Source organism: Actinotignum saccati, from assembly GCF_051265055.1.
Taxonomy (GTDB): domain Bacteria; phylum Actinomycetota; class Actinomycetes; order Actinomycetales; family Actinomycetaceae; genus Actinotignum.
Genome location: NZ_JBOZCC010000007.1, coordinates 94,972 through 121,115, shown reverse-complemented (window position 1 = coordinate 121,115; position 26,144 = coordinate 94,972). Strand labels below are relative to the sequence as shown.

General features: G+C 61.6%; 21 protein-coding genes and 1 tRNA gene. 10 read left to right on the top strand and 12 right to left on the bottom strand.

From position 1 onward, the window contains the following. From ACRQEC_RS07170 to ACRQEC_RS07160, 3 genes are all read right to left on the bottom strand, one after another. On the bottom strand, positions 1–303 hold a 303-nt coding region (locus ACRQEC_RS07170), incomplete at its 3' end, for a type I phosphomannose isomerase catalytic subunit (RefSeq protein WP_435731195.1). Positions 304–319: 16 nt separating this feature from the next. Continuing rightward, positions 320–1,141 carry a DUF3027 domain-containing protein gene (locus ACRQEC_RS07165; RefSeq protein WP_284889481.1) on the bottom strand — a complete coding sequence of 274 codons (822 nt, stop codon included), beginning with the start codon at positions 1,139–1,141 and terminating at the stop codon, positions 320–322. Beyond that, positions 1,134–1,511, bottom strand: a complete 378-nt coding sequence (locus ACRQEC_RS07160; RefSeq protein ID WP_026428428.1) for a cold-shock protein — start codon at positions 1,509–1,511, stop codon at positions 1,134–1,136. The genes ACRQEC_RS07165 and ACRQEC_RS07160 overlap by 8 nt, the downstream gene beginning before the upstream one ends. Positions 1,512–1,725: 214 nt before the next feature. Here ACRQEC_RS07160 and ACRQEC_RS07155 point away from each other — a divergent pair, with 214 nt between their 5' ends. The 4 genes from ACRQEC_RS07155 to ACRQEC_RS07140 all read left to right on the top strand — a co-directional run bounded on the left by ACRQEC_RS07155 (position 1,726) and on the right by ACRQEC_RS07140 (position 7,150). Further along, entirely contained in the window at positions 1,726–3,675 is a 1,950-nt protein-coding gene (locus ACRQEC_RS07155; protein ID WP_284889483.1) for a TPM domain-containing protein, read from the top strand. A 100-nt stretch (positions 3,676–3,775) separates the two neighbouring features. After that, positions 3,776–4,531, top strand: coding sequence for a PspA/IM30 family protein (locus ACRQEC_RS07150; protein WP_035276494.1), 756 nt, complete (start codon positions 3,776–3,778; stop codon positions 4,529–4,531). 219 nt (positions 4,532–4,750) lie between these two features. Beyond that, positions 4,751–5,494 carry a response regulator transcription factor gene (locus tag ACRQEC_RS07145; RefSeq protein ID WP_026428430.1) on the top strand — a complete coding sequence of 248 codons (744 nt, stop codon included), beginning with the start codon at positions 4,751–4,753 and terminating at the stop codon, positions 5,492–5,494. A gap of 9 nt (positions 5,495–5,503) precedes the next feature. Beyond that, entirely contained in the window at positions 5,504–7,150 is a 1,647-nt protein-coding gene (locus ACRQEC_RS07140; protein WP_284889485.1) for a sensor histidine kinase, read from the top strand. A 5-nt stretch (positions 7,151–7,155) separates the two neighbouring features. Here the strand turns inward: ACRQEC_RS07140 and ACRQEC_RS07135 are convergent, their stop codons facing one another. Both ACRQEC_RS07135 and ACRQEC_RS07130 read right to left on the bottom strand, forming a co-directional pair. Continuing rightward, the gene (locus tag ACRQEC_RS07135; RefSeq protein WP_284889487.1) at positions 7,156–7,986 is read right to left on the bottom strand and encodes a lysophospholipid acyltransferase family protein; all 831 of its coding nucleotides are present in this window, start codon (positions 7,984–7,986) and stop codon (positions 7,156–7,158) included. Further along, a complete protein-coding gene (locus ACRQEC_RS07130; RefSeq protein WP_284889488.1) occupies positions 7,983–8,798 on the bottom strand; it encodes an SDR family NAD(P)-dependent oxidoreductase in 816 nt (271 codons plus the stop codon). The genes ACRQEC_RS07135 and ACRQEC_RS07130 overlap by 4 nt, the downstream gene beginning before the upstream one ends. 200 nt (positions 8,799–8,998) lie before the next feature. Between ACRQEC_RS07130 and ACRQEC_RS07125 the strand changes: the two genes are divergently transcribed. Next, a complete protein-coding gene (locus ACRQEC_RS07125) occupies positions 8,999–10,519 on the top strand; it encodes an HD domain-containing protein (RefSeq protein WP_284889489.1) in 1,521 nt (506 codons plus the stop codon). Positions 10,520–10,635: 116 nt separating this feature from the next. Here ACRQEC_RS07125 and groL read toward each other — a convergent pair whose 3' ends face one another. From groL to ACRQEC_RS07110, 3 genes are all read right to left on the bottom strand, one after another. Further along, positions 10,636–12,258, bottom strand: a complete 1,623-nt coding sequence (gene groL / locus ACRQEC_RS07120) for a chaperonin GroEL (protein ID WP_016443292.1) — start codon at positions 12,256–12,258, stop codon at positions 10,636–10,638. Between the two features lie 321 nt (positions 12,259–12,579). Continuing rightward, entirely contained in the window at positions 12,580–13,206 is a 627-nt protein-coding gene (locus ACRQEC_RS07115) for a LytR C-terminal domain-containing protein (RefSeq protein ID WP_435710329.1), read from the bottom strand. Positions 13,207–13,312: 106 nt separating this feature from the next. After that, positions 13,313–13,648: a DUF3263 domain-containing protein gene (locus tag ACRQEC_RS07110; RefSeq protein WP_435710328.1), complete on the bottom strand. Its 336-nt coding sequence runs from the start codon at positions 13,646–13,648 to the stop codon at positions 13,313–13,315. Position 13,649: 1 nt separating this feature from the next. Between ACRQEC_RS07110 and ACRQEC_RS07105 the strand changes: the two genes are divergently transcribed. Continuing rightward, positions 13,650–14,318, top strand: coding sequence for a uracil-DNA glycosylase (locus ACRQEC_RS07105; RefSeq protein WP_435710327.1), 669 nt, complete (start codon positions 13,650–13,652; stop codon positions 14,316–14,318). 133 nt (positions 14,319–14,451) lie between these two features. Further along, positions 14,452–15,972 (top strand): hypothetical protein, encoded by a 1,521-nt coding sequence (locus ACRQEC_RS07100; RefSeq protein ID WP_435710326.1) that lies wholly within the window; start codon positions 14,452–14,454, stop codon positions 15,970–15,972. A 12-nt stretch (positions 15,973–15,984) separates the two neighbouring features. Here the strand turns inward: ACRQEC_RS07100 and ACRQEC_RS07095 are convergent, their stop codons facing one another. Beyond that, entirely contained in the window at positions 15,985–16,704 is a 720-nt protein-coding gene (locus tag ACRQEC_RS07095) for a hypothetical protein (RefSeq protein ID WP_320768963.1), read from the bottom strand. Between the two features lie 780 nt (positions 16,705–17,484). Here ACRQEC_RS07095 and ACRQEC_RS07090 point away from each other — a divergent pair. Continuing rightward, positions 17,485–19,206, top strand: coding sequence for a hypothetical protein (locus ACRQEC_RS07090; protein ID WP_320768964.1), 1,722 nt, complete (start codon positions 17,485–17,487; stop codon positions 19,204–19,206). 321 nt (positions 19,207–19,527) lie between these two features. Beyond that, positions 19,528–19,752 carry a hypothetical protein gene (locus tag ACRQEC_RS07085; RefSeq protein WP_320768965.1) on the top strand — a complete coding sequence of 75 codons (225 nt, stop codon included), beginning with the start codon at positions 19,528–19,530 and terminating at the stop codon, positions 19,750–19,752. A gap of 133 nt (positions 19,753–19,885) precedes the next feature. On the opposite strand, the gene ACRQEC_RS07080 is transcribed toward ACRQEC_RS07085, so the two are convergent. Together ACRQEC_RS07080 and ACRQEC_RS07075 are read right to left on the bottom strand one after the other, a co-directional pair. Next, positions 19,886–20,818 (bottom strand): LysR family transcriptional regulator, encoded by a 933-nt coding sequence (locus ACRQEC_RS07080; protein WP_435729867.1) that lies wholly within the window; start codon positions 20,816–20,818, stop codon positions 19,886–19,888. A 312-nt stretch (positions 20,819–21,130) separates the two neighbouring features. Next, positions 21,131–24,094 carry an Ig-like domain-containing protein gene (locus ACRQEC_RS07075; RefSeq protein WP_320768967.1) on the bottom strand — a complete coding sequence of 988 codons (2,964 nt, stop codon included), beginning with the start codon at positions 24,092–24,094 and terminating at the stop codon, positions 21,131–21,133. 1,045 nt (positions 24,095–25,139) lie between these two features. On the opposite strand from ACRQEC_RS07075, the gene ACRQEC_RS07070 reads away from it, so the two are divergent. Continuing rightward, positions 25,140–25,274, top strand: coding sequence for a hypothetical protein (locus ACRQEC_RS07070; RefSeq protein ID WP_435730067.1), 135 nt, complete (start codon positions 25,140–25,142; stop codon positions 25,272–25,274). 739 nt (positions 25,275–26,013) lie between these two features. Here the strand turns inward: ACRQEC_RS07070 and ACRQEC_RS07065 are convergent. Continuing rightward, positions 26,014–26,086: transfer RNA gene (locus ACRQEC_RS07065), tRNA-Thr, on the bottom strand. Positions 26,087–26,144: the final 58 nt, after the last annotated feature.

Here is a 26,144-nt window from a genome sequence, read left to right as displayed (position 1 = left end):
CCCCGGGCCGGCCCGGCGCCGCGAGCGCCGCCGCCCGCGTACCCCGCGCAGCGCGGCGCGCCCGGGCGCGTTCGCCTCCGCTTCGCGCCCAATCCGGTGTTCCCCGGTCGGTGCGGACGGGTAGAGCTGAGCCAGGTCAAAAAGCGGGGCATCCTGAGCGGCAATCACCTGGGCTGAATCATCGGGGTGGGCGCCGAGCCAGATTTCCGCCACCCGGGTTTCCGCCGGGGCATAGCCGAAGAGCGCGGGAAGCGCGCTCGTGCCGCCCCACGCATAGTCCCTGGCTCGCCCCTGGATCCGCATCACCGCTGCTCCTGCTTTAGCTCAGGGCGCCGGTGGCCTGGTAGCGCCGCCCGCGCGATCCGCGCACCACGGTGCGCTCGCGCCCGCGGCGAATCACCGGCGCCGCGCCATTGGCCGGGGCCGCAGTTTCTTTGGCGACCGGCTCGGGCGTTTCCGCTACCGGCGCTGCTGCCGGGGAGGCAGCGTCAGTTTCTACTGCGCCAGTTTCGCTTTCCGCGCCCGTGATCTTGCGCCGCACCCGGCGCCGCCGCCCGCTACGCTCGGCCCGCTCGGCCTTCTCCGCGGCGGCCGCCCGCGCCGATTCCTTACGTTCCTTTTCCGAGGCGGCCCGCGCCTGCGCTTTTTCCGTTTCCAGCTTGGCCAGCCGCTCGCTCCACGGCACCCAGCGCGGGGCCAGCAAAGCACCCGCCCCGGGCAGCATCTCAATCTCGTTAAAGGTCACGGTGCGAGCCCGGCTCGCCCTGCTCACCGTAATACTCCAGTACCAGCCGTGATACCCCGGATGGGTACAGGTAAAGAGGTAGGAGACCACCCGGGTATCCTCAGCGAGGAATCCCGCGTACTCCCCCACGAAACGCTCGGCCACGGCCTCGATCAGGGTTGCCCGCGCTTCATCAACCGCCGCGGCCAGCACCCGATCTTCGGGCAGGCCGGGCTGCGGTTCCACCCGCTTATCATCCGGGGTGACCGCCACGTTTTCATCAACGCGATCCTCCGGGCGCGCCACATCCGCACCCTCATCCGCGTGGCCTTCTACCCGCACCTCGGGGAAGTGCAATTCCGGGGCTTCGGCCCCCGCACCCCCGGCATTTTCTTCTTTTTCTTCATTCTTAGGCATCAAAATCATCGGCAACCGCACGCAAGGCGCGCGCGATCTGCCCTCCCCCTTCCGGGTAGCGGCCGCGCCGAAGCTGGGTGGAGGCCCCGTCCAGAAGCCGAATGAGATCTTCTACGATCACCACCGTTTCTTCCGGGGAACGCCTATTCTTCCGCGCGAGCGATTCAAGTTTGGTTATCGGTTCGACATTGAGTGCTTGCGGGCCGCGGCGCGTATCGGCAAGCCCGAAGGACACCCGCTGACCCTTGCGCGGCGTGAGCCCTTCCGGGAGGGCCGAGGAGGGCAGGAAGACCTGCGCACCGTCCTCATCGCTGACAATAAAGCCGAAGCCCTTAGCGGCGTCGAAAAACTTAACCTTTCCGGTTGGCACAACACTCTCATTTCTAGCAAAAACGCTTCGCACACGGTCGGGCGAAGCACCAGCGTCATTCTACCAGCGCCCCCGCGGGCACAGGCAACGCTACCGGCTGAACGCCCCCGGTCCCTTTTCCCATCCCACTCCCAGAATGCTGTGGTTAAATTGTGCTGTCCACCACGTAAGGGGCAGGCCCGGTGCCGCGCCGGGCGCACGGAAGGTTGAAGTTATGGGGATCGCACGCCGGATAGCTGGAACACTCGCGCTCACGGGCGCACTGCTCTTCTCCGGCCCGCTGGCCGCCGCGGAAGAACCCCTCTCCAGCGTTGATCCGGTCACCGATCAAGCCCAAGTCCTCTCCGCCAGCGAAGAAGAGCAGCTGCGCACCTCCCTCAACCGCCTCCAAGATGAGACGGATTACGCGGTGCGTTTCGTTTTTGTTAATAGGTTCGACGGCGCAGGCGCGGACCAGTGGCCCATTGAAACATTCAACCGGGCCGGGCTGTCCAGCGATGCCAGTCTTATCGCGGTAGCCGTGGATAGCCGTCAGCTGGGCTATGCCTACGGCCGCGCGAGTTTTTCCGCCTCGGATCTGGATAAGGCTTTTACCGCGGAGGTGCGTAACGCCTACCGGGACGGCCGCTGGCTGGAGGGCTCCCTCGCCTATACCCGGGCGCTGGCGCAGGGCGAAAAAACGGATTGGGCCAGCTTGGCGCTCGGGGGCGGCGCCGTCGTCGTTATTATCGGGGCCATTGCGTTCGTGCGCGCGCGGAAACGCAAGCAGGCGGAAAATAAAACTCGTGAAGATCTGGCAGCGCTCGGCACACGTGCCGCCGCCGCGCTTTTAGCGACGGACGACGGCGTTCGCAGTGCCGCCGCGGAACTCAATTTCGCGCGGGCGCAATTCGGGGTGAATTCGGTGCGCGGCTTTGACCAGGCATTGGCGCAGGCACAGCAGTATCTCCAGGAGGCTTTCAACCAGCGTCAGCTTTTAGATGACGATATTCCGGATACCCCGGAGCAGGTGCGCGCCTATAACACCGCAATTCTGGAGCTCACGGAAAAAGCGCAGCGGGCCATTACCGAACAGGAAGAAGAATTCGCGCGGCTGCGGGATTTGGCGGCCAATGTGGAGGAAGCCGCGGCGCGGGTGCGCGAGGGCGGGGCGGATATTCGCGCCAATCTTCCCAGCGCTACCCGGCAATTGGATTCCTTGGCGGCCACCTACGGGGAGGATGCGGTGGCGAGTTTCCGCACCTACCCGGCGGATATTGAAGCTTTGCTGGCCGGGGCGGATGATGCGCTCGGGCAGGTCGATCAGCTGCTCACCGCGGGCGAACGCAACCAGGCCGTGCCTTTTGTGCGCATCGCCGAGCAAGCTCTGGACGAGGCCGCGGAACGCTACCGCGCTATTTCCAACGTCCAAGATTCTGTCAATCGGGCTTTTGCCCAGCTAGGTGAGCATATCTCCTCGATTTCCGCGGATATTGCCGATGCCCACCGCATCGGCGGCGGGAATGCCCAGGTGGGGGCCGCGCGGGATCGGGCGGCGGCGCTGGTGGAGAAATATCGCGGGGAGCGGGTGGATCCGCTCGCCGGAATCCGCGAGCTCACCGAAGCGGAGAACGCGCTCGATGCCGCACTCGCCCCGGCTCGAGATGCCGAGGAAAACTACCGGCGCCAGGTGTCCGGGCTGGAGCGGGATCGCCAGCGGGCCCGGGCCGCGGTGCAGCGGGCGGAGGCGATGGTCTCGCAGAACCGCTGGAGCACCGGGAATGAGGCGCGCGCCCCGCTGGAGGCGGCTCGCACCGCGCTCCAAGCCGGGGATACCAGTGATGACCTGGCTAAACGCCGCGATTATTACGCGCGGGCCGAATCCTACGCCCAGCGCGCCACAGATGCGGTGCAGGAGGCCATGTCCGCCCGCGCTGCGGGAGGTTTCGGCGGGAACGGCGGCAACGGAGGCGGGGACGTGGGCAGCCTGCTGCTCGGCATGTTCCTCGGCTCGCTGACCAGCGGCGGATCCCGCCACAATTCCGGCTGGGGTTCGGGCTGGGGTTCCGGTTTTGGCGGCGAGCGCTCGAGCGGATTCGGCGGAGGCTTCGGAGGTGGCTCCGGCGGGAACTTTGGCGGATTTGGCGGCGGAGGCGCCGCGGGAGGAGGGAGCCGTTCGTTCTAACACCGGTGGCCGCGTGCGTCCGTTGATCGCGCCCCGCCCGGATACTATCCATCCAGTACATCACCCCATTCCTACTCGATAACACAGAGAAAGGCTGATCATGGCTGAAAAACAAACAATCCTCGGACGCATTACCCAGCTCGCGAAGGCGAATATTAACGCGCTCCTCGACCGCGCGGAAGACCCGCAGAAAATGCTCGACCAGATGGTGCGCGATTACAAGAATTCCATCGCGGAAGCCGAAGATGCCGTGGCCCTGACCGTGGGCAATCTGCGCCTGGCGCAATCCGATTACAACGAGGACGTCAAGGCCGCGCGCGACTGGGGCCAAAAGGCCATCGCCTCCTCGCGCCGCGCCGATGAGATGCGCGCCAAAGGCGATGAGGCCGGCGCAAACCACTGGGATGACCTGGCGAAAGTGGCGCTGAGCAAGCAAATCCAGTACGAGCGCGAAGCCAAGGATGCCGAACCCATGCTCGCCTCCCAGGAAAAGGTGGTGGAGCAGCTCAAATCCGGGCTCACCCAGATGAAGGAGAAGCTCACCGAGCTCAAGAATAAGCGCGACACCCTGGTGGCGCGCCAAAAGTCCGCCGAGGCGCAAAGCCAGGTGCAGGACGCCATCTCCTCGATCAACGTGCTTGATCCCACCAGCGAGCTGGCCCGTTTCGAAGACCGGGTCCGCCGCCAGGAAGCCCTGGCGCAGGGCAAGGCCGAAGTTGCCTCCCTGAGCTTGGCTGACCAATTCGCCGAATTGGAGGATCATTCCGACGACGCAGAAATCGAAGCGCGCCTAGCCGCCCTCAAGAGTGGCCAAGAACCCGCGCAACTCGAAGGCCGGGACTTCTCCAGCTACTAAAGCGCAGGGCTCGCCGGCACGGAGGAATCTCCCGCACCGGGCAGGGCGCGAGCCCAATGCACCTATGTGCCCCGAGCTCCGCGTGGCTTCCCGGGCCGGGGTGGCGCTGCCACCCCGCCCCGCGGCGTCGTCGTTCCACCACTATCGCTCCCACGGCTTTGCTTTCGCTTCCCGCAAACTTTCAGGAAGCTTCCAGATACCTCGAGTTTCCTTAACGTCATGACGCCTACCGAGCACACTCCCGAAGCGGCCATCCTCGTTGTTGATGATGAGCCCTCGATTCGTGAACTTCTTTCCGTTTCTCTCCGGTTCGCCGGATTCGATGTGTACACCGCCGCCGATGGCGCGGAAGCCCTCGCTCACCAGCAAAATCAGCATCTGGACCTGGCCGTCCTCGATATTATGATGCCGGGCATGGACGGCTTTGAAGTGCTGCGCCGCCTGCGCGAACGCGATCACGATCTACCCGTGCTGTTCCTCACCGCCCGCGATGATGTGAAGGACAAGGTCCAGGGCCTCACCGTGGGCGGGGATGATTACATCACCAAACCGTTCTCCCTGGAGGAAGTGGTGGCTCGTATCCGCGCGGTGCTGCGGCGCACCAGCCCGGAAGAAACCGAATCGGCGGTGCTGCGCTACGCGGACCTGGAAATGAACGAAGATTCCTATGAAGTCACCCGCGCCGGCCGCCCCGTGGAGCTCTCCCCCACCGAATTCAAGCTGCTACGCTACCTCATTATTAATGCCGAGCGGGTGGTTTCTAAATCTCAGATCCTCGACCACGTATGGGATTACAACTGGCAGGGTGAGATCTCCATCGTGGAATCCTATATTTCCTATTTGCGGCGCAAAATTGATTCCCCGGAAGCGCTGGGGATTACCGACCCGGAGGAGGCGCGCAATCTTGTGCCGCTCATCCACACGCGCCGTGGCATCGGCTACGTTCTGCGCGCTTCCAAATAGCATTCGGTTATGACCCAACGTCACGATCCGCATCCTTCGGAAAGCGCGGGGGCTCCGCCCGCGCCGGGCCACCCGGCGAATCCCGGCACCTCGGCGCGGCCGGAGCACCCGGCGCGCGAGGCTCCCGCGCGCACCCGCCGCGGCGGAGTTTTCCGGCGCGCGCTGCGGCCGGCCCGCACCCTGGCCGGCCGCCTCATTATTGCCTTCGTTATTCTGGTGGGCACCGCGGCAACCTTTTTGGGTTTCGCTTCGGTCACCCTCCTCAAGCAATACCTGGTCTCCACAATCGACCAGGATTTGACCACGAATGCGCGCTCGGTGGAACGGATGTTCCTCCAGGAGATGCCCGGCGCCAGCCAGTCCTCCCTCAACCTTTCTGATTTCTTCGTGCGGGTCAATTGGGGTATCGCCGGGCAGCGGGACGTGACCACCTACGAGCTCCCCAATCCGGGGGCCGTGGAAGAATTCGGCTACCCGCGTGAACTTGAGCGTATTGCCAGCCTGGGTTCCGAAGAACCCGTGACGGTTCCTTCCACCCTGTACGGTTCGGATTGGCGAGTGCTCGTGCATCCCATTAGCCCGACCTCCACCGGCGGCCTCATTACCGGGAATATTATTATTGCCCAGCCGCTCGGTCCTATTGAATTTACGATTGCGCGGCTGCGCCTTATTTTCGTGCTTGCCGGGCTCGCCACCGTGCTGGCCGCCGGGCTTGCCGTTACCGGCCTGGTATCGCGTACCTTGCGTTCCCTGCGTGATATCGAGGCGGCCACGCATACCATCGCGGAAGGGCACCTGGCCGAACGCGTCCCGCACGGTGAGGACGACGACGAAGTTGGGATGCTCGCGAACTCTATTAACGTTATGCTCGCCCAAATCGAGCATGCCTTCGCGGAAAAAGAGCGCTCGGAAGCAAAAATGCGGCGCTTCGTTTCGGATGCCTCCCACGAATTACGCACCCCGCTGGCCACCGTGCGCGGGTATTCCGAGCTGTATCGCCTGGGCGGGGTTCCCTCCGAGCGGGTGCCTGAAGCGATGGAACGGGTGGAATCAGAAGCCAACCGGATGGCCGGGCTGGTGGAGGATCTGCTTCAACTGGCCCGCTTGGATGAAAACCGGCCCCTCAATCTTGATTGCGTCAATCTGGCCAAGCTGGCCGATAACGCCATCCTTGATTTCCGGGTGCGAGCCCCGCAGCGCACCGCCACGGTGGTTGCTTTGGATGGGAGCACCCCGCCGCCCGAGGTGGTGGAGGTGCACGGGGATGCGGATCGTATCACCCAGGTGATCGCGAATTTGCTGTCGAATGTGCTCGCGCACGCCCCGGAAGCCAGCCCGGTGGAAGTGGCGGTGGGCATCGCGGAGGGCCGGCCCACTATCGAAGTGCGCGATCACGGCCCGGGTATTTCCGAGGCGGATTCCCAGCGCATTTTTGAGCGGTTCTACCGCCCGGATTATTCACGTTCGCGCGAATCGGGGGGCTCCGGGCTGGGCCTTGCCATTGTTGCCGCCATTATGGCCGCGCATCACGGCACCGCCCGGGCGCTGACCACCCCCGGTGGCGGGCTCACGGTGCAACTCACCTTCCCCGCGCCGAGCGAACCGTGCCAGAGTGCCGATGCGCTCGCGCCCGCGAAACCGAGCGAGCAGGAATAGGCGGGCTACTCAGCCGCCGCTTCACCCGGCTCGCCAGCCGCCGGCGGTTCAGCCGCCGCGCCCGGTTCATGAGCCCCGCCCGGCTCGCCAGTCGCCGGCGGATCGAAGGGGCTGGCCCCTTCCGGGGTGAGCGGATGCGCGCTCTTCTGCTCGAGCATCATCTCAATAGCGGTGAACACCCGGCCCATAAAATCAGCCGGGTCTTCCTCCGGCAGCCCGTACATGGGCCGGCCAATAAATAAGAACACTTCGCCGCGGAATTTCGGAAGCACCGCACCCACCGGCATCACCTCGTGCCCGCCGGACATGGCGATGGGAACAATCGGAACATTGAAACGCTGAGCCAGGGCCGCGGCGCCCGCCTTGGGGGTGCCGAGCTTCCCGGTACGCGAGCGGGTACCTTCCGGGAAAATCAGAATCGGAACACCGGCGGCCAGCAGACGGCCCGTCATCCCCTTGGCACGCCCGGGCTGATACTCGGACCCGGCTTTCCCGGTGGGTTTTTTACCGCGCTCAATGGGATAGGTATTAAAGAACAGCGAGGTGAGATTAGAAATGCCACGGCGGCGATAAAAATAATCCGCGGCCGCGCCGGTCGCTAAGCGCTCGGTGAGTTTATCGGGAAGCAGCGAGAAGATCATCGGAGCATCCAGGTGCGAAGAATGATTAGGCACCAAGATAAACGCGCCGTCCAGATTCTCAATATTTTCTTCCCCCAGCACGGTAGGTCGAAGAATCGTGGACATGACCGGTTTCGTCAGGGCGCGGCGCACCCGATGCCGGCGGCGGGCCTTGGACTCATCCAGATACGGATCAATCGGTTCGAGCTCGCTCACCCGCGGTCCGCCTTTCGCCCACTGCCATTAATTTTCCTTGCCACCCAGTTTACCGCGCAGCGCGGGCCTTTCTCCGCCAGGAAACCAATGATCTTGTAGCGCACGGTGGGCGTGCAGCGGACTTTTCCGCGCGCGGCCGCCGCGAGCGCGGCTCGCGCCACCGTATCGGGCTCCAGCCACAGCACATCGGGAACCCCGGAGCGTTTCCCGCCCGAGTTGCGGTGGAAATCTGAACGTACCCAGCCGGGCAGCACCGCGGTGACCGTCACCCCGCTACCGTGCAGCTCCACGGCCAGCGATTCGGACCAGACCCGCACAAAAGATTTGAGGGCCGCATAGGCACCCATGGGAACGAAGCTCTGCACCGAGGCAATATTAATGAGAGCGCCCCTCCTCCGCGCCGCCATCGCCGCGGTGGCCGCCGCGCCAATCCGTACCGGCGCTCCCGCCATGAGGGCAGCCGCCGCGTCAATCCGGTCCATATCCCCGTCCACGAGGCTTTCATAGAGGCCAGCCCCGGCATTATTGATGACCACATCAACGGCATTGTCACGGAGGTAATCGCATAGGCGTGCGACGTCGTTCCCCACACCTAAATCGCAACACATCGTTTCGCATTCCACGCCCCGCGCCCGGAATTTTTCGGCCACGGCGTTCAGGCGTTGTGCCCCGCGTGCCACCAGGACCAGCGCGTATCCGCGGGCGGCGAGTTGGCGGGCGAAGGCGAGCCCTATGCCGGAACTTCCCCCGGTCACCAGTGCCCGGGGCCGGCCAGCTGCGTGCGAGGCGGAAAAGGCTGCGTCAGATATCACGTCTCTACGTTAGTGCACCGGCCGCGCCCGTGCACCCTGCCGGCCCGGTTATCGCGTTCAGCTGGGCGAAAAGTGGCAGCCCCGGGGCGCTGCCCGCGCGCACCCACGCGCCGCACCGCACTCCCCTGCGCCGGCCGCGCCCCGCAAAAAGGCCCACATGTTCCCCACCCAGGCCTGGGCATGATTAGAATCAGTTGCGTTTGAGTGCGGAGGGCGACGTGCGTCGTCGTCCCCTGGCGAAAAGTTCGCCGCGGGTGCGCACCACGGTGGGAGGAAATATGTCCGTTCCTTCGTGGCTGCCGGTTTCTTTCGAGAAGGCAGTGACGGGGCTGGGGGCGACCGCGTCCAGCGCGGAGATTCAGGAGACGTGTACGTCGGTGCTGGCGCGCTGGTCGGAACCGGATCGTATCTTCCACGATATTCACCACCTCACGGCCATGCTCGCCAATGTGGAAAAACTCATTAACGAAACGCATCACCCGGATACCGTGCGGCTTGCGGCCTGGTACCACGGCGTGGTTTTTTCGACGTCGCGCTACCGCGTCTACACGAAACGCGGCGGTGAAGATGAGTTGCTTTCGGCGCGCACCGCCGAAAATGAGCTGACGCAGCTCGGTATCGCGCCGGAAACCGCGCGCCGAGTAGCGGAGCTGATTTGGGGGATGAAGGCGCCGGCGCTCACCGCGATGCCGGTGATGGGGCGCGCCCCGGCCACCAGCCTGGGGACCGCCGAACAAGATATTGACATTATGGTGCTGCGTGATGCGCACCTGGCTATTTTGGCTTCCTCCCCGCAGAGCTACCGGCGCTATACGCAGGCGATTCGCGAGGAATACCCGCATATTCCGGACGAAAGTTTTTGGCGCGGGCGCGAGAAAATCGTGGCGAAGCTGCTCGAGCGCAAGCATTTGTTTTATACGCCCGAGGGCCAAAAATGGGAGGATGCGGCGCGTCAGAATTTGCAGGCGGAGGCCGCGAAATTGCGTAAGCGCCTAGCCGAGCCGGAGCCGGGTACGGGCGGTGCGAATGCTGCGGACGGGCCGCGGCCTGCGGATACGGCGCACGCTGCGGATGGCGTGAACGCGGCTAAGGCGCTGCGCCCCGTGGAGACGGACGGAACGGCTGAAGGCGTGCGAACAGTAGATGCCGCGCGAACCGTGGACGTGACACGCCCGGCAAACGTGACGCGCCCGGGGGATACGAATGTAGGTACGACGACGCTCACCGGGCTCAGCACTCCCTCCGCCCCCACCACGCCGGCCGGGGCGGATGCCTATCGCGATGCCCGCACCGAAACGTCCACCTTGGAAGCGGTGGAAGCTCGGATTCCGGAAGAGGATTCCGGCGAAGTCACGCGAGTGCTGCCCACCGGGCCGGTCGCCGAGACGAGCGAGCCGCAGCTGAGTGCGGAACAGCTTCGCAAGCGCCAGCGTGAGGAGGTCTCCCAGGCCACCCTCAATAAGATTAATGCGCGCCGGCGGGCGGCGGAGAAGGAACGCGATGAGGCCATCGCGCTGGCGGAGAATATTGATTCCCCGCTCGCGGATCGCGCCCAGGCAGAGGTGTGGAAGGAAAAGGAACGCGAGGGCGCACCCCGGCGTACCCCGCGCTATACGGAGAGCATCCCGCCGCTGATCGAAGACGATCCGGAAGGCGATATTGTGGGCCGGCCCGCCGATCCCTCCCCCACGCACGGCATCGAGCGCGAACCGGATATGTAGCCGCGGCCGTGCCCGTACGCGCGCCCGGATACCACAAGGGTGGCGCGCCCCCTCGCGGAAAGCGCGCCACCCTTACGGTTTATACCTTGGCGTCAGCTGCAGCTGAACCTAGCGGTTTAGTACATACCGCCCATGCCGCCGTCACCCTGCGCGGCCGGAGCCGGCGGTTCGGGCTTGTCCGCCACCACGGCTTCGGTGGTGAGGAACAGGCCGGCAATGGAGGCCGCGTTCTGCAGCGCCGAGCGGGTCACCTTGACCGGATCCATAACGCCCGCCTCCATGAGGTTGACGTATTCGCCGGTGGCCGCGTTGAGGCCCTCGCCCTTGGGGAGGTTGCGGACCTTCTCGGCCACCACGCCGCCCTCGAGGCCGGCATTGCTGGCGATCTGCTTGAGCGGAGCTTCGATAGCGTAACGCACGATGGCAGCGCCGGTCGCTTCGTCGCCCTCGAGCTTGAGGTCGGCGAAAGCTTCCTTACCGGCCTGGATAAGGGCCACGCCGCCACCGGCGACGGTGCCTTCTTCCACGGCCGCCTTGGCGTTGCGCACGGCGTCCTCGATGCGGTGCTTGCGTTCCTTGAGTTCAACCTCGGTAGCCGCACCGGCCTTGATGATCGCCACGCCACCGGCGAGCTTGGCCAGGCGCTCCTGGAGCTTCTCGGTGTCGTATTCGGAAGTGGAGTTTTCGATCTGGGTGCGGATCTGGGAAACGCGCCCGTCGATCTGCTCCTGGTCGCCAGCACCGTCCACGATGGTGGTGTTTTCCTTGGTGACAACCACCTTGCGGGCGCGGCCGAGGAGCGTGAGGTCGGTGTTCTCCAGCTTGAGACCAACGGATTCGGAGATCACCTGGCCGCCGGTGAGGATGGCCATATCCTGAAGCATTTCCTTGCGGCGATCACCGAAGCCCGGGGCCTTGACGGCCACGGAGCGGAAGGTGCCGCGGATCTTGTTGACCACGAGGGTGGCCAGGGCTTCGGATTCCACATCCTCAGCGATGATGAGGAGCGGGCGATCGGCCTGCATCACCTTCTCGAGAACCGGGAGGAGTTCCTTCTGGTTGGAGATCTTCGAATCCACGAAGAGGATGAAGGGATCTTCCAGAACCGCTTCCTGACGCTCGGCGTCGGTCACGAAGTAGGGGGAGAGGTAGCCCTTATCGAAGGACATACCTTCGGTGAGCTCGAGCTCCAGCTCCAGGCCGGAGGACTCTTCCACGGTGATGACGCCTTCCTTGCCGGCCTTATCCATGGCTTCGGCAATGACTTCACCAATTTCCTGGTCACCGGCCGAAATTGCGGCAGTGGAGGCGATTTCTTCGCGGGTATCAACTTCCTTCGCGTCCGCGAGGAGGCGTTCGGTCACGGCCTTGACCGCGGTATCGATGCCCTTCTTCAGCGCGATGGGGTTGGCGCCGGCGGCCACATTGCGCAGGCCTTCCTGCACGAGGGCCTGGGCGAGAACCGTCGCGGTGGTGGTGCCGTCACCGGCGATGTCGTCCGTCTTCTTGGCGACTTCCTTGACGAGCTCAGCACCGATGCGCTCGTAGGGATCTTCCAGCTCAATTTCCTTGGCGATGGACACACCGTCATTCGTGATGGTGGGGGCGCCCCACTTCTTATCAAGAACGACGTTACGGCCCTTGGGTCCCAGCGTCACCTTGACGGTGTCCGCGAGGAGATTGAGGCCGCGCTCCATGGAGCGGCGTGCTTCCTCATCAAAAGCAATGGTCTTTGCCATGCGATATTCCTCCAGAATCACTGTGGCCGGTGCCCGCGACGGACGACTTCCCGCGCGAAGCCTTTCTTCGCTCACGGTCAGCCTCACCAACCAGTTGGACTTATCACTCACATACTCGGAGTGCTAACAGAGATTCTGGCACTCTCACGGCGTGAGTGCAAGCTGTGGTTCAGGTACGACGACGCAGCAGCCACCCGCCAGAAAAGCGCGATATGCCCACAATTCCGCGCGCCTAGCCCCGGATAACCGCCCCGAAAACTTGAGCGGGAAGCACTCAAGTTTTAGCGGCTGGCGAAGCCGGGAATCTTCACGCGAGATGTTTTAGTCGCGGGTGTCCCCCGCCAGCACAACAACGATGCTATCCCCGCTCGCGCTGGCGTTTTCAACGAAATCGGTGATTCCCAGTTCGGCACCGATAGCTTCCACGGTGGGCAGATCAGCGGCCGCCGGATAGAAAATCTGGGAGTGAGCCGGTGCCGCGTGCTGGTAGTTACCGATGGAGGTGGTAGTGAAGCCAGCTTCGGTGAGTTGGCGCTGGTGGGCGGCGGCGTATCCGGAAATCCCGGAGGCGTTGAGGATGAGGGTGGAACGGCTGCGATCCGCCTCAGCGGCCGGGGTGGGGGAAGCCGAAGGTGAGGCTTCTTCCGCGGGCGCCGGTGCTTCCGAAGCGGGCGCCGGGCTTCCTTCCGCGCCCGCACCCGCGGTGCCGGCTGCGGGCGTCGTGGCGGAGGGCTGGGCCGGTGCGCTCACGCTCGGCTTGTGTGAGGGTGGCGCTACTGAAATCTGGTTCATTTTGACAATGCCGTACCCGAGAGCCGGGGCGAGAATGAGGATAGCGATGAGCGCGATCCACCACTTTGCCGAGGATTCGCGCTTGCGGTGAGCGCCGCGGGTTGTGCGCTGGCGCGCCGCGATATCAAATTCGTCTACTGGGTACTTTCCTGCCACACCGTTAGCCTAGCTGTTTTCTGCCGCGCAATCAGCGGTGACGCGGCACGCGGTCGCCACAAATTACGCGCAGCCCGCGCCGCCCGCACTGCTCGCGCACCGCGCGTCACTCGCCGCGCCCGCCGCGTTCCTTATCGCGCAGGTCCCGCAGCCGGGTGATGGCTCGCACCACATCCGGGTACTCCACTTCGGCGCGCGGGTTATTGAGAATGCCGGAAAGAATGAGGTAGTAGCGGGTGGGAGTCATGCCGAGCGCCCGGATCGCCTCGGTTTTCGTGCGGTACCCGGCCCGCCACCGCATCTCTGTGGTGAGGACGCGCAGCTCGTCGTCGTGCAAGGCAGGGCCGGCACTGCGCAAGAAATCCTCCCACGAAGCTTCACCGCTCCCCGGCTCCGAAGGCGCGCTCGTAAAAGGAGGTTCCTCACTCCGGTACTCTGACACTATGCAGCCTCTTTCCGAGATCATCAGCCCCGATTGGGCGCGGGCTCTTGCCCCTGTTGAACCTATCATTCATGAGATGGGCACGTTCTTACGCGAAGAGAACGCGGCCGGGCGCGGCTATCTTCCCGCGGGCACAAATGTGCTGCGCGCTTTTACCTATCCCCTGGATTCCGTCAAGGTGCTCATTGTGGGCCAGGATCCCTACCCCACCCCCGGAAATGCGGTGGGACTCTCCTTTAGCGTGGCGCCGAATGTGGCTCCGCCGCGCTCGCTCGTCAATATTTTTCGGGAATTACACAACGACGTTGGCGCCCCACTTCCCAGCAGCGGTGACCTCACGCCGTGGTGCGAACAGGGCGTGATGCTGCTCAACAGGGTACTGACCGTAACTCCGAATAACGCTAATTCGCACCGGGGGCGCGGCTGGGAAAAAGTCACCGATCATGCGATTCGTACCCTCGCGGCGCGCGGGAAGCCGCTGGTGGCGATTTTATGGGGCCGTAACGCTCAGGAACTGCGCCCGCTGCTGGGAAATACCCCGGTGATTGCCAGCCCGCACCCGTCGCCACTTTCCGCTTCGCGCGGTTTCTTTGGTTCCAAGCCTTTTTCGCGCGCTAATGCACTGCTGGCCGAGCAGGGTGCCAGCCCGGTGGATTGGCGGTTACCCTAAATATCCGTGCACATTCATTTACTACGGCGTAACATGGGGTGTAGTGCGGGATTTCCGCCCGCATATCACGCCGTTTCTCAATGTAGTTTCACAGCTGAAGCTAGATAGAGAATTATTTTCCACGGGGGTACCCATGGCCATTCACGCACACGCCTTCGGGCGGTTCGCCCTTGCCGCTGCCCTGACCGGCGCCGGCATTTTCCTTCCCGCCACCGCCACAGCCGGCGGTCCCGATCCTGACCGAACGCTCATGCGCAATGTCATGACCGTGACAGGAGGCGGAGCGAACTGCCGCGGCGGGGATACCTGCGTGGAGAAGGTGGGCGACGTCGCCCATGTGAGTTATACGGTTCAGGTAGCTCGCCTGGTGGAGTCCTCGGACCATATCCAAACTGCGCAGGGCGCGGCCGTTTTCGTTCCGACCGTGCTGGAGAACGTAAAAATGACGCTCACCAGCGTGCCGGACTACCCCGCTCTTGAGGCTCTCCAGGCGCAGCCTGATTTCGATTGGGAGAGCCGCTGGACGGTTCCCACCAAGCCCGTCAATCAGGAGCTCCGTATCTGGGATGTGGGCCGCGACAGCAACGGGAATGCGGTTTTTGATCCCGAGCTCTATCCCGATATAGCTCCCGAGGATTTCCCCCGGTACTCATACGTCACGCCGGATTTCGAGGATCCTAATCTGGGCGTGCGGCGGATAAAAGCCGACTTGGCCGTTGCCACAGATCCGCCGTCGTACCTCGCCTACGGCGGCGAGGTAGCGAATATGGACCTCTATGACGAATACTCTTTCGGAATAGGCGGCTCGGGCGTCTATACGCTCCGCGTGGAAGGCGATGTGGCGGTGCAATCGGAGGTGACCGTGCTGCCGATCCGCGCCATAAATAAGCTGTGGAAATGCTCGCAGGAAGGCGGCGGGCCCGGTTCGTATATGGAGGGCTGTCAGAGCCTGCAGGAATTTGAGTGGGGCCGCATGGGCGATCTGCCCGCGTATTCGCTCAGCGATCCGGCGGTGAATGCGGCTGCACGCGAGCGGGTCACGGATGCCGGTTTGACCGGATCGCCGCAGTGTGTGGTGACGCGGGAAACCGGGCGCAACGATCTTATCGGGAAAGATATTGAGGGCTCCCTGGGTGCGGGCGATTGGTATACCTACCTCTACGCGCTCCACGCCAATCCCGCGGTTACCTACACCATCAGCGGGGTTGGCGAGGACGGCTGCGATCAAGCCGCCGCGGTCATCACGCTGTGCGAACAGCCGGAGCCGTCGCCGGAGCCTACGCCGGAACCGGAGCCTTCTGAATCGCCGGAGCCCGAACCGTCTTCTTCAGCCGATCCGTCACCGGAGCCCTCGACTACCCCGGAACCCGAACCGTCCACGTCGCCGGAACCGGAGCCCGGCGACCGGAATGTTCCCAGCCCCACGCCGTCCACGCCAGCACCGCCGGTGCCTACGCCTACCGTGCCAGCTACCATCAGCACTCCCACAGTTCCGAGCACTCCGATTGCTCCCAGCACACCGCCTTCGGTGCCCACACCGCGCCCGACGCCGCTACAACGCACCGGCGCGAACTCTGCTGCCGGCCTGGCACTCGCGGCACTGCTGGGCGGGACGGGAATAGCGTTCGCAACCTGGCGCAGGTTCCGGAGCTAAAACCGGGCTTTCTCAGTATTCGTTTTGAGTAGGAGGCGGCGGGACCGGGTTGGGAGTAACAAATCGACCTACCGTTAATGCGTTGAGCTCCTGCAATTCGGCCGGGTGGGAATCATAATAATTTTGGTGGTTCCGATACGCTTCGGCCGCCAGCCGATTACGCATGTCCTGCCATGCTTCTGGCCACCTCGGATCATGGGGCTCGATTTTCCCAATCGTGAAGCGCCGGATCCGCATCTCCTCCAGGATCCGCAGGTAGGCCAGGGTGTAATCGAAAACGTTAATGGCGATCCCAATGGTGTTCTTTTTCTTGGCAAAGAACTTACTCTTCTCGCCGGCGTAAAGCCCAAAAGAAACTCCGGTATAAACGATCCGTGTTATATCAGCGAAGTACACCTCTCGATCGGGAAACGGAGGGAACCTGTACCAGGTCTTTTCATTATCCACACCCAACCGCCGTTTGTAGCCAACCCACAGGAACCAAGAACAAAAAACCATCATGATGGGGCCCAAAATGATTCCAAGGGTGGCATCATCAGGACGACTTGCTTCATCGCTGGTAACAAGCGCAATTAGGGTCACCGCTATTAAAACTTCACATGTCCACCCAAACGTAAGGCCCATCTTTTTGTGCGAGAACACCCGCGGCTCGCGCGGATACTTGCTCATTTTCCGCAAACGGCGCTGGATCGAGGGTGCAGCAGCAACCAAAGCGCCTACCGGAAAGGACATGAGAAACCTCCGTAACCAGGAGCCACTGCGGCTACCGTGTTTCAGTCGAATGATCGATTGGACGTGGCTACCAATGCCGCACACCATCCACCACTAACGGTACGATGCGAAGCTTCTCCCGCGCTACCCCGTTTTGCCACACCCTCCGCCGAGGCCCGCGCACATAGCAAGTGACCAAGCGCATTGTGATGTTCTCGGTAGAAAACAGCCATTTTCGCCAGTGAGCCACAGCATCGGGAACACCCTAAAAGCACCGCACTCTCGCCAATATCCAGGCCGCGAGCCGAGCCTCCCGCGCCCCATCCGAGCATACCCGTCACATTCTTGTTCAACACTGTATCACATCACGTCCAGCCACCGCAAAGCCATCACCAACCGCCACACGCCATTACCAACCACCCCAGAAAAACCAAATATTCCCAATTCCCGAAAATACTAAAATCAACTCTCGTAAAAATAATTCACACCACCCCATCGCAATAAACTTCATGCTATAAAAGACCACCACAAAAGCGCCGCCCCCAACCACCACCCACCCCAGCCCACTCCCCCAGAAACAGCACAATAACCTGGCAAAACGCCCACACTCACACCCTACAAACTCCCACGACCCCGGCCATTTTTCCCACCCGAACCCAAGCCCAATCTGGTTATAATACCTAATAAATTGAGCACTTACGGCACGTCTTTCCGCGGCTCGGCACCGCCCTTATTCCTACCTCCACGGAACAGACTCCGCCGCGCTCCTTGACCAACAGCATCACAACGAATGGATGACACATGAAGAAATCACTGACAAGCTTCGGGAGCGCCGCCCTGGTGGCCGCGCTCGCCGGGGTGGGATTACTTCTGCCCGCCACGGCCGGAGCTACGAACACCCAGCTCGCCTTTAACGTCCGCTCGCTCACGGGCGGCGCGGTCAATTGCCAGGGCGGGGATACCTGCGTGGAGAAGATCGGCGACGTCGCCCACGTGACCTACACGGTGCAAACCACTCCCCTGGTCGTTTCCTCGGACCGCATCCAGACCGCGCGCGGCACCTCCATTTTCGTGCCCGCGGTCCTGGAAAACGTGAAGCTCACTCTTACCAGCGTGCCGGACAAGGCTCGGGAGGTTGCGGAACAATCGGATCCTCGTATTACGACGACGACACCCGTCAAGCCCGTTGATCAGCCCCTTCCCGTTATTGAGATCAAGCGCAACTCCGAGGGCGAGCTCGAATCGCCACTCAACGGCGGGCTGGTTTCCTCCGATGTGACCGATCCGGAATTGGGCGTCTGGCGAATTCCGGCCGGTACCGCTAAGGCTGGGGATGCGCCGTCGTACTTCGGATACAACGGACCGGTGAAAAATATGGAGCTGTACGACGAATACACGTTCGGCGTGAACGAGCCCGGGGTGTACACGATCAAGGTGGAAGGCGATGTGACTGTGCAGTCCGAGCTGACCGTGCTGCCGATCCGCGCCACCAATAAGCTGTGGAAGTGCTCTCAGGAAGGCGGCGGGCCCGGGTCGTGGGAGGAGGGTTGCCAGCCGCTCACGGATTATGACTGGGGCCAGATGGATGAGCTTCCCAAGTATTCGCTCACGGATGCCGCCACGAATAATTTCCTCGCCGGGCATCACACCCCGGCGGGTCTGACCGGCTCGACCCAGTGCATTGTGACCGGCGAGTCGGGCCGCGCCGACCTCATCGGCACGGATACCGGGGAATCTCAGGCTGTGCATAATCTCTACAGCCAGGTTTTCGCGTTGCGATACAACCCGGCTGTCACGTACTACCTGAGCGGCGTGAACGAAGACGGCTGTGACCAGGCAGCTGCCGTCGTGAAGATATGCGCGAAGCCCGCGCCGGAGGACAAGAAGCCCGGCGCGCCCGATGCCTCCGGTGAGGACGCACCGATCATTCCGGGCGCGAAACCCACCGCTCCGGGCACGCCTGGCACGCAGCCGACCGCTCCAGAGACGCCGGGTACCGAACCCACCGCGCCGGGTACACCCGGCACGCGGCCCACTGCTCCGGGTACTCAGCCCACTACTCCCGAAGCGCCCGATAGCGGGACTCCGGGCGCTCCGGGTACGCAGCCGACCACTCCGGGCGCGCCGGATAATTCGGAGACTCCCGGCGATCCTGCCCCGAGCACTCCGGGTAGCGGTACTCCCACAACGCCGAGCACTCCCCGCGCAACTCCAACCGCGCCCGGCACAACGTCCACAACCCCGAGTACGCCGAGCACTACTCCAAGCACTCCGAGCAACCAAACCCCGGGAACACCCGGTACACCGGGAACGCCTGAGGCACCCAGCACTCCGGCCGGCACACCCGCCACTGAAAACCCCGACACGAATCCGTCCAATGGCCCGCAGGTGACGAAGAAGCGCACGCAGCCCCAGCTGCAGCGCACCGGCTCCTCGGCCGCCTTTGGCCTGGCAGCTGCCGCGGCCTTGCTCCTCGTGGGCATCCCGGTGGTCACGCGCAGCCGAGCCAAGCGCACGGCATAACGCGCCATAACCGCAACGCGGGAGAGGCCGGTCACCAGACCGCGCCTTCTCCCGCGTTTGTTTTCCCGGCACAAACGTTCACGCGCACTCACGTCCGTTTCCGTGTAAGAATAAGCACGACGCCGCTAGCCCGCTATGCCCTCAGCCGCGCAGATAGGCTCAGCTCCGAACGGTAACCTCCCCGGCCCGGCGGCGCGAGCCTCCACGAGAATTCCGTAGGCTATATGCAAAACTCGTATCCTTGCCTAGATTGGAGCATGCAGGATCCCGAAAGGTTCCACACTCCCCATTCAGACCTATTCACACCAAAGGAGGTGCCCCATGATTATCCGAGGAAGCTATACCAGTCTTGAACAGGTCCTCGCTCGCCAGAACGCCATTCTGGAAGAATTGCGAACAACCCGCGAAGACTACAACGAGCGAGCCGAAAACTACTGGATGAACGACAAAGAAGCCGCCTTACGCCCCGAATTCGAGGCCCTCGAATGGTTCGCCGAAATGTACCAGAAGGACAGCGAGCAGGCCCCGGCGCGAAGCACGAAATAAACCGGACGTATCGCCCAACACGATTCTGAACCGGCCCCGTCGCCTCGCCCATTTTCCATGCAACGTCCGTGACTGCAAGAATAAGTACGACGACGCCGCCCCTTGCCAAGCACCCACCACGCCAATCACGTGTTTATTCGGCCACAGCCTCACCCGCGAAGGCTGCCCGGGCTGTTTCCACGAACACCTCACCAGCCCGCCCCAGACGTGCTTGCTTGCTCCACGCCAACACACACCGCAAACCAACCAGCCAATCAAGAGGCACAAACACCAAACCCGCGCCCGAAACACCCGTCTCACCGCTCAGCACCCGGTTCTCGCCACCCACCGCATTCTCCACAACGGCATTCTCCAAAACGATAGCCTCACCAACCCCGGCCTCAACCAGCCGGCAAGCCACCCGCCCAGACCCATACCGCCCCACCACATCCAACTGGTTTTCCTTATCCAACCAATACCCAAGCTCCCGACTACCCTCGCTCGGTAACAACAACGCCCGCTTTGTAATATCCGCACGCCGCACCGACTCACGCCCCGCCAGATCACTACCACTACGGGTAAGCAGTCCCCACCGGTCCTCACCCGGCAAGGCGAGCGTCTCCCAAGACTCACACTCCCACGAGGCATCCAACACCGCGAAAGACGCCCCACCCTCAGCCAGCATGCGGGCCGCTTGCTCCCTCCCACAAGCCCGCAACTCGAAACTAATCCCCGGATACCGTTGTCGCACCCGCCCCATCACAGTTGCGAGACTCTCCAGGGCGGCGGACTCGCGTCCCACAATCACGACCCTGCCCTGTGGGTCATCCACCGCATCTCGTATCTCACTCACGGTTTTATCCACAAGCCCCAGAATCTGAGTCGAGCGCTCCACCAGATGCCAGCCCGCGGGCGTGAGTTCGCTACCCCGCCCGGCCCTCTGGGTGAGCCGATAGCCGACTTCTTCTTCTAACAACTGGATACGTTTCACAACCGCCGCGGTGGTACACCCACACTGGCGTGCTACCGCGTCCATTGTCCCCAGCCTCGAATACGATACGAGGGTTTCTAATAACTCAAGCCTCACCACAACACCCGTCTTCTAACACCACAAAACCACACACCATCCGCGCAAGCGCGGCCACCCGCGGCCGATATACATGCCGAACAAAGGGGGACCACACCGTCCCCACGCCCAGCGCAACCGAAACTGCACGCCTAGCGCAATCAAAACTGCACACCCAGCGCAATCAAAACTGCACACTCACCGCAATCAAAAATGCACGCCTAGCGCAATGGAAATAAGTAGGGGGTGGTAGGTAAACCAGTTTCGAACATTCACCTACCACCCCCAGCCCCTACACACTGGCGGGGCTAGCCGACATGGCTCTTATTTTGTTTAGTTACGACGACGCCGCCAGGCCATCAGCCCACCAGCCAACATGAACACGGCCGCTAGGCCAGCCAGACCCGTCGTAGTCGCACCAGTCACGGGCAGGTTCTTGGTAGTGGTCTTGGGTTTGCCGATCTTCACGGTAAACGAATCCAAGACCTTACCCTCACCGTCATTGACCGTGATGGTGATCTTCTCACCAGGCTTCGCCCCCTCATTCGGGGTAACCGTGATGCTTCCGTCAGGGTTGAGTGTTGCTGTGCCCGGGCCGTTCACCGTCACCGTGGTTCCACCAGGTACATCCCCGCCCTTGTTAGGTACGGTGATCTTCTTACCAGGGCCAGTGATCGAGTCGTCCCAATCCGGGCCGGGTTTCGGCTCCGTAATCGTGACAGTGATGTTATCGAGGGGGTTGCCTACCTTATCGACAACCTTGACCGTGATCTTCTCACCAGGCTTAGCATCCTCATTCGGGGTGACAGTAATAGACCCGTCAGGGTTCAACACCGCAGTACCCGGACCAGTAACTTCCGTCTTTGTGCCCTCAGGGATCTCGCCCTTGCGTTTCTCGATAGTTACAGGGGTGTCCGGGGTCGTGGTCGTATCATCCCAATCCGGTGTATCAATCACCTTCACAGGCACAGTGACAACCGGCTTGTCAGGGGTGGGGTATTTAGGTGTCACCTCGACAGGCGGGGTCAGCAGACCAGGCGTCTTACCCTCAGGAATGGTGATGGTGACCTTGCAATCCTTATCCACCGTAATGGTTACTCCGTCAGCGCGCGTGATAGGACCGGTGGGTTCACACTGGGCCGGGTTATCGGGCCCGTTGATCGGATCAATAATGATCTTGCCTCCCGGCGGGACAGGTGTCGGATCCGGGTAGACCGGTACGCCAGTACCAGCCATACAGACCTTTACCTCGTCCTCGTTCATATCCCGAACCTGAGACTCAGTCACGCTCGTAGCGTTCTCCGGATCCAGGACCCACTTCTTCGCTGCGGTATCCCACTTATACGGCGTGGTTGTCACAGTCCGGGTCTGAGTGACTTTCCGGGTAGCACAGTCTTTCGCACCATCCTCAGCCGAGTCGGCCCATTCGGTTTCTTCAACCTTCACGCCGGGGTTCACGGTGCATTCTTGCAACTCGCTATCGGTCATATCCCGCGCCTGGGTCTCGGTCGTAGTCACGGCCTTGTCAGTATCAAGAACCCACTTCTTGGTAGCCGCATCCCACTTATAGGGCGTAGTCGTCACACTGCGAGACTGCTTGACCTTACCAGCCGCGCAGTCCTTAGCACCCTCATCAGTCGAATCCACCCACTCAGTGGTATCAACCTTGTCAGCAGGCTTGGGCGTACAAACCTGAAGCTCAGCGTCACTCATGTCACGAGTCTGGGTCTCGGTTGTGGTTACTGCGTTTTCGGTGTCCAGCACATACTCATGAGCCACGGTGTCCCACTTGTAGGGGGTTGTGGTCTTCGAGCGAGTCTGAATCACCTTACCCGCGGCACAATCCTTCGCGCCCGCGGCTGTCGAGTCGACCCACTCGGTGGTATCGATCTTGTCTGCGGGGCGAATCGCACACGCCATAAGCTCCGTATCGTTCATGGGCCGGGTTTGAGTCTCAGACTCAACCTTCACCTTATCCGCATCCAAAACCCACGTCTTGGTAACGGTATCCCACTTATAGGGCGTGGTCGTCTTGCTGCGAGTCTGCGTGACGGTCTTAGCAGCGCAATTCTTCGCGTCCGCGCCATCCTGGTCCACCCACTCGGCCGTATCTACCTTGTCGGCGGGCTTGGGGGTACAAACCTGAAGCTCACTATCGGTCATATCCCGAGTCTGAGTCTCAGTCTTCGTGGTCGCGTGATCCGGGTCAGCAACCCATTGCTTTCCGGCCGGATCCCACTTGTGCGGGGTCATGGTCACGGTGCGAGTCTGCGTCACCTGCTTCGTGTCACAATTCTTAGCATTCTGATCGGTCGCGTCCTCCCAGGCGCTCTCGGTCACCGTATCCTCCGGGGCAGGATCACGTACATACACCGAGATCGGGGTAGCCTCGGTGAGCTCAACCTTGCCGTCCCCGGTCGTGGTGAAGACACCCGCGGTAAAGGACGTATTCACGTCACCAACCGTGTTGGCGGTAACGCTCACGGGCAGAGTACCGGTTGCAGTAGGCGCCAGAGTACCGGTAGAAACCTTCAACCCAGTCACGCCAGCAAGACCAGCGGTATCAGCCGGGCACGCAGCCCAAGTCAGGGTCTTACCCGACTTGTCAGCCGCAAGAGCAGCTGTTACTTCGCCACGATCTTGGGTCGTGCACTGGACGCTCGCGCCTTCAGACGGCGTACCAACCGTTGCCAGGGTTACGTTACCCGGTACCTGCCACACGAGCTCACCCGAAGCGTTACCGGTGGTGGCATTACCCCACGAGAGCGTGAACGGAATCGCCGCCGTACCATTCTCCAGTGTCACTGTGTTTTCCGGAGCACTGGTGGAAACAGACGCGGTAGCCTGCTCGACCAGACCGGTGGTGAAGGAGATGCTCTTGGAGCGGCGTACCTCGCTCAGCGGCTGCTGAACAGAATCCAGGATGACCTTGGTGGTACCGGTTTGCGGGGACTTCGCCATGACCTGGGCCTGCACCACATAGTTCGGGGCACCATCCACCACCGGGAACGAAACAGTATCCCCAGGAATGCCGCAATTCTCCCGATCCACGCCATCGGCCGCAACGGTCAGGGTACCGGTACCGGGGTTGGTGACTTTCAAACACGCCGGAAGCGTGGCCGTGACCGTACCTGAATTTAGGCCGTCTTTCGCGGTGAAACCAAGATTCAGGTTACGAACCTGACCAAACAAACCATCCGCCTTATCCCAGGCCGGATTCAAACCAAAGGTTCCATCAACAGCAGTAAAATACGACGATTGATCGTGAATTTTGGTACCGTCTTCAAAAAGTGTCATGAAGCGGACAGGTAGCTCGGTTCCGGCAGGAGAGGTATCTGATTCAAGCCGTTCAACCGCCGCACCGAGACTGATATCTGCTGTATCAAAAGTAGTCCCGATTTTTTCGTGAGGCACAACCCGGAAAGCTTTCACGCCACTCAGATCACCAGCATCGGTGCTCCAGCCCTCCGTGCCGTCACCGAATAAACCACAGGAGAAGCCATCTGTTAGGACATCCGCGTTTCCACGGTAGTACTCAATTGCGTGGCCCTTTGGTTTCTCACGCGAGTATCCCCACGGCGTCCCGGTAGCAAATTTTGTGCGAGAAGAATCAAGTATCATACATGAGGTCACGTTCTTACCTGCATACTGCCCGATCGGAGCAAACCACTGCGATAGGCCCGACCGTTTCGCGTTACTTTGGCCTTTAGCAAGACCGGGCCCCGCACTCAAACCCTCAATATCATCGAAGTACACTGGATCCGACCTCAAGCCACCAATAGTCATATTATCGACCCACTGGGTGATCCCTTCCGGTGAACTAATAACATATTCTTGACCGCTCAAGGTCGTTGCGGTAATTTCTGCGTTCCCGTAATTCACTGTTTTAGGGGCATCTGCAGTGAAAGAAAGCGGAACAGTAATACTAATTTTCTTTGATGTAACCAGGTCTCCACTATACGGGCGATCATACTTACCGATGGTGGGCCACGAGGAAGCCGTCAGATCCGCCCCCGTCACCTTATAAGTGATAACACCCCCTTCGTATTTAACATCCGGACACACCCCTGAGGGGCGCAGCCATTTATCTTCAACGAAGCCTTGAAGAGTATCTCCAGCCTCAGGATCCCCCGTCGAGGCGGTTGTCGTAAAACACTCAAATTGCGTATCGGCTGGCAGGTCTGGTGCTGGGATCCGCACCGTATAGTCTCCAGTTAATGCTTCCAGCCCTTTATTCAAGCCTGTATCCGGGCGGGGAGACTTGATTGTCACATGAAAAGAGCCTTCTGCGCGCCCTCCAGCAACGTTATGTGCAAACGAGGAAAATACAGAAAATCCTACATTGAAGTCTGGTTTTGCCGACACCGTTGTCGACACCTTATTCGAGGTAACACCACCAGCCGTGAACTGGAGCGGGATCACCGAGTCGTTCGCGGCGCGGCGCACAAACACCTTCACCGCCGACTTCACGGACTGACCAGCCTTACCCGTGAGTTCACAGCGAAGCGTGTTCTTATTCTTGTAAGTCAGATCATTCTTGATCGCGCTGCCCGCGTTATTACAAAACGAATCAGAACCCGGAGCAAACTCCACACCCGCAGGCAGCTCCGCCTCAAGCACATAGTCACCATCCTTGGTGACCTGCCAAGACACCTCATAATCAACAGTATCCAGCGAACGCACAACCCCATTATTCGCCCCAGTATCTTTACCGGGGCCCTCTTCTTGGCTGAAGTCAGGGGTACCATCAGCCACAACCGCGACCGCAAGGTCCTTCACCGTATGCTCGGCCGCAAAGCTATAAGACGCTACCCCCCCCCCGTCACAACAGCGAGCGCAGCAATAGACGCCGCAACCCGTTTCCCAATCTTGAACATCAAGACAGCCTTTCTCAGTCCTTTTTCAAGCAAACACAATGTTTGCTTCGTTATCCCGCCACCAGAAAAACCAGCGAGATCTATCCCTTCTCGCAAAACTTTTCTAGCATGGCACGAATAGCCACGCGTGAGTGGCCTTCAAACACCTACCTTAACCGATTTCCTTGCATATTTGTTAAGAGAAAGACACCACTATTCACCCGCCACCCCGCGCACCACCGCCAGATCACCTACTCACAAGCCACTGACCTGCATCTTTACACATTTTATTATGCAAGCATGCGCGTTCACAGCCGCTTCATACGGGTAGTGGTGTTTCTGAAATATGTATTACATCGGAGCCCCCGGCAGGACTCGAACCTGTGACCTGCTGTTTACAAGACAGCTGCTCTACCAACTGAGCTACGGAGGCAATTCTTGCCCGGCACACCCGCCGAGCAAGGAACCAGAGTTTATCATGCCAGAATCCC

What these genes read in the sequence shown, in the direction of transcription:
- ACRQEC_RS07165 (WP_284889481.1), bottom strand. Translation starts at nt 1,141, where the DNA reads ATGCCTAAGAATGAAGAAAAAGAAGAAAATGCCGGGGGTGCGGGGGCC.
- ACRQEC_RS07090 (WP_320768964.1), top strand. Translation starts at nt 17,485, where the DNA reads ATGAAGAAATCACTGACAAGCTTCGGGAGCGCCGCCCTGGTGGCCGCG.
- ACRQEC_RS07085 (WP_320768965.1), top strand. Translation starts at nt 19,528, where the DNA reads ATGATTATCCGAGGAAGCTATACCAGTCTTGAACAGGTCCTCGCTCGC.
- ACRQEC_RS07140 (WP_284889485.1), top strand. Translation starts at nt 5,504, where the DNA reads ATGACCCAACGTCACGATCCGCATCCTTCGGAAAGCGCGGGGGCTCCG.
- ACRQEC_RS07150 (WP_035276494.1), top strand. Translation starts at nt 3,776, where the DNA reads ATGGCTGAAAAACAAACAATCCTCGGACGCATTACCCAGCTCGCGAAG.
- ACRQEC_RS07145 (WP_026428430.1), top strand. Translation starts at nt 4,751, where the DNA reads ATGACGCCTACCGAGCACACTCCCGAAGCGGCCATCCTCGTTGTTGAT.
- ACRQEC_RS07155 (WP_284889483.1), top strand. Translation starts at nt 1,726, where the DNA reads ATGGGGATCGCACGCCGGATAGCTGGAACACTCGCGCTCACGGGCGCA.
- ACRQEC_RS07105 (WP_435710327.1), top strand. Translation starts at nt 13,650, where the DNA reads ATGCAGCCTCTTTCCGAGATCATCAGCCCCGATTGGGCGCGGGCTCTT.
- ACRQEC_RS07100 (WP_435710326.1), top strand. Translation starts at nt 14,452, where the DNA reads ATGGCCATTCACGCACACGCCTTCGGGCGGTTCGCCCTTGCCGCTGCC.
- ACRQEC_RS07095 (WP_320768963.1), bottom strand. Translation starts at nt 16,704, where the DNA reads ATGTCCTTTCCGGTAGGCGCTTTGGTTGCTGCTGCACCCTCGATCCAG.
- groL (WP_016443292.1), bottom strand. Translation starts at nt 12,258, where the DNA reads ATGGCAAAGACCATTGCTTTTGATGAGGAAGCACGCCGCTCCATGGAG.
- ACRQEC_RS07075 (WP_320768967.1), bottom strand. Translation starts at nt 24,094, where the DNA reads ATGACACTTTTTGAAGACGGTACCAAAATTCACGATCAATCGTCGTAT.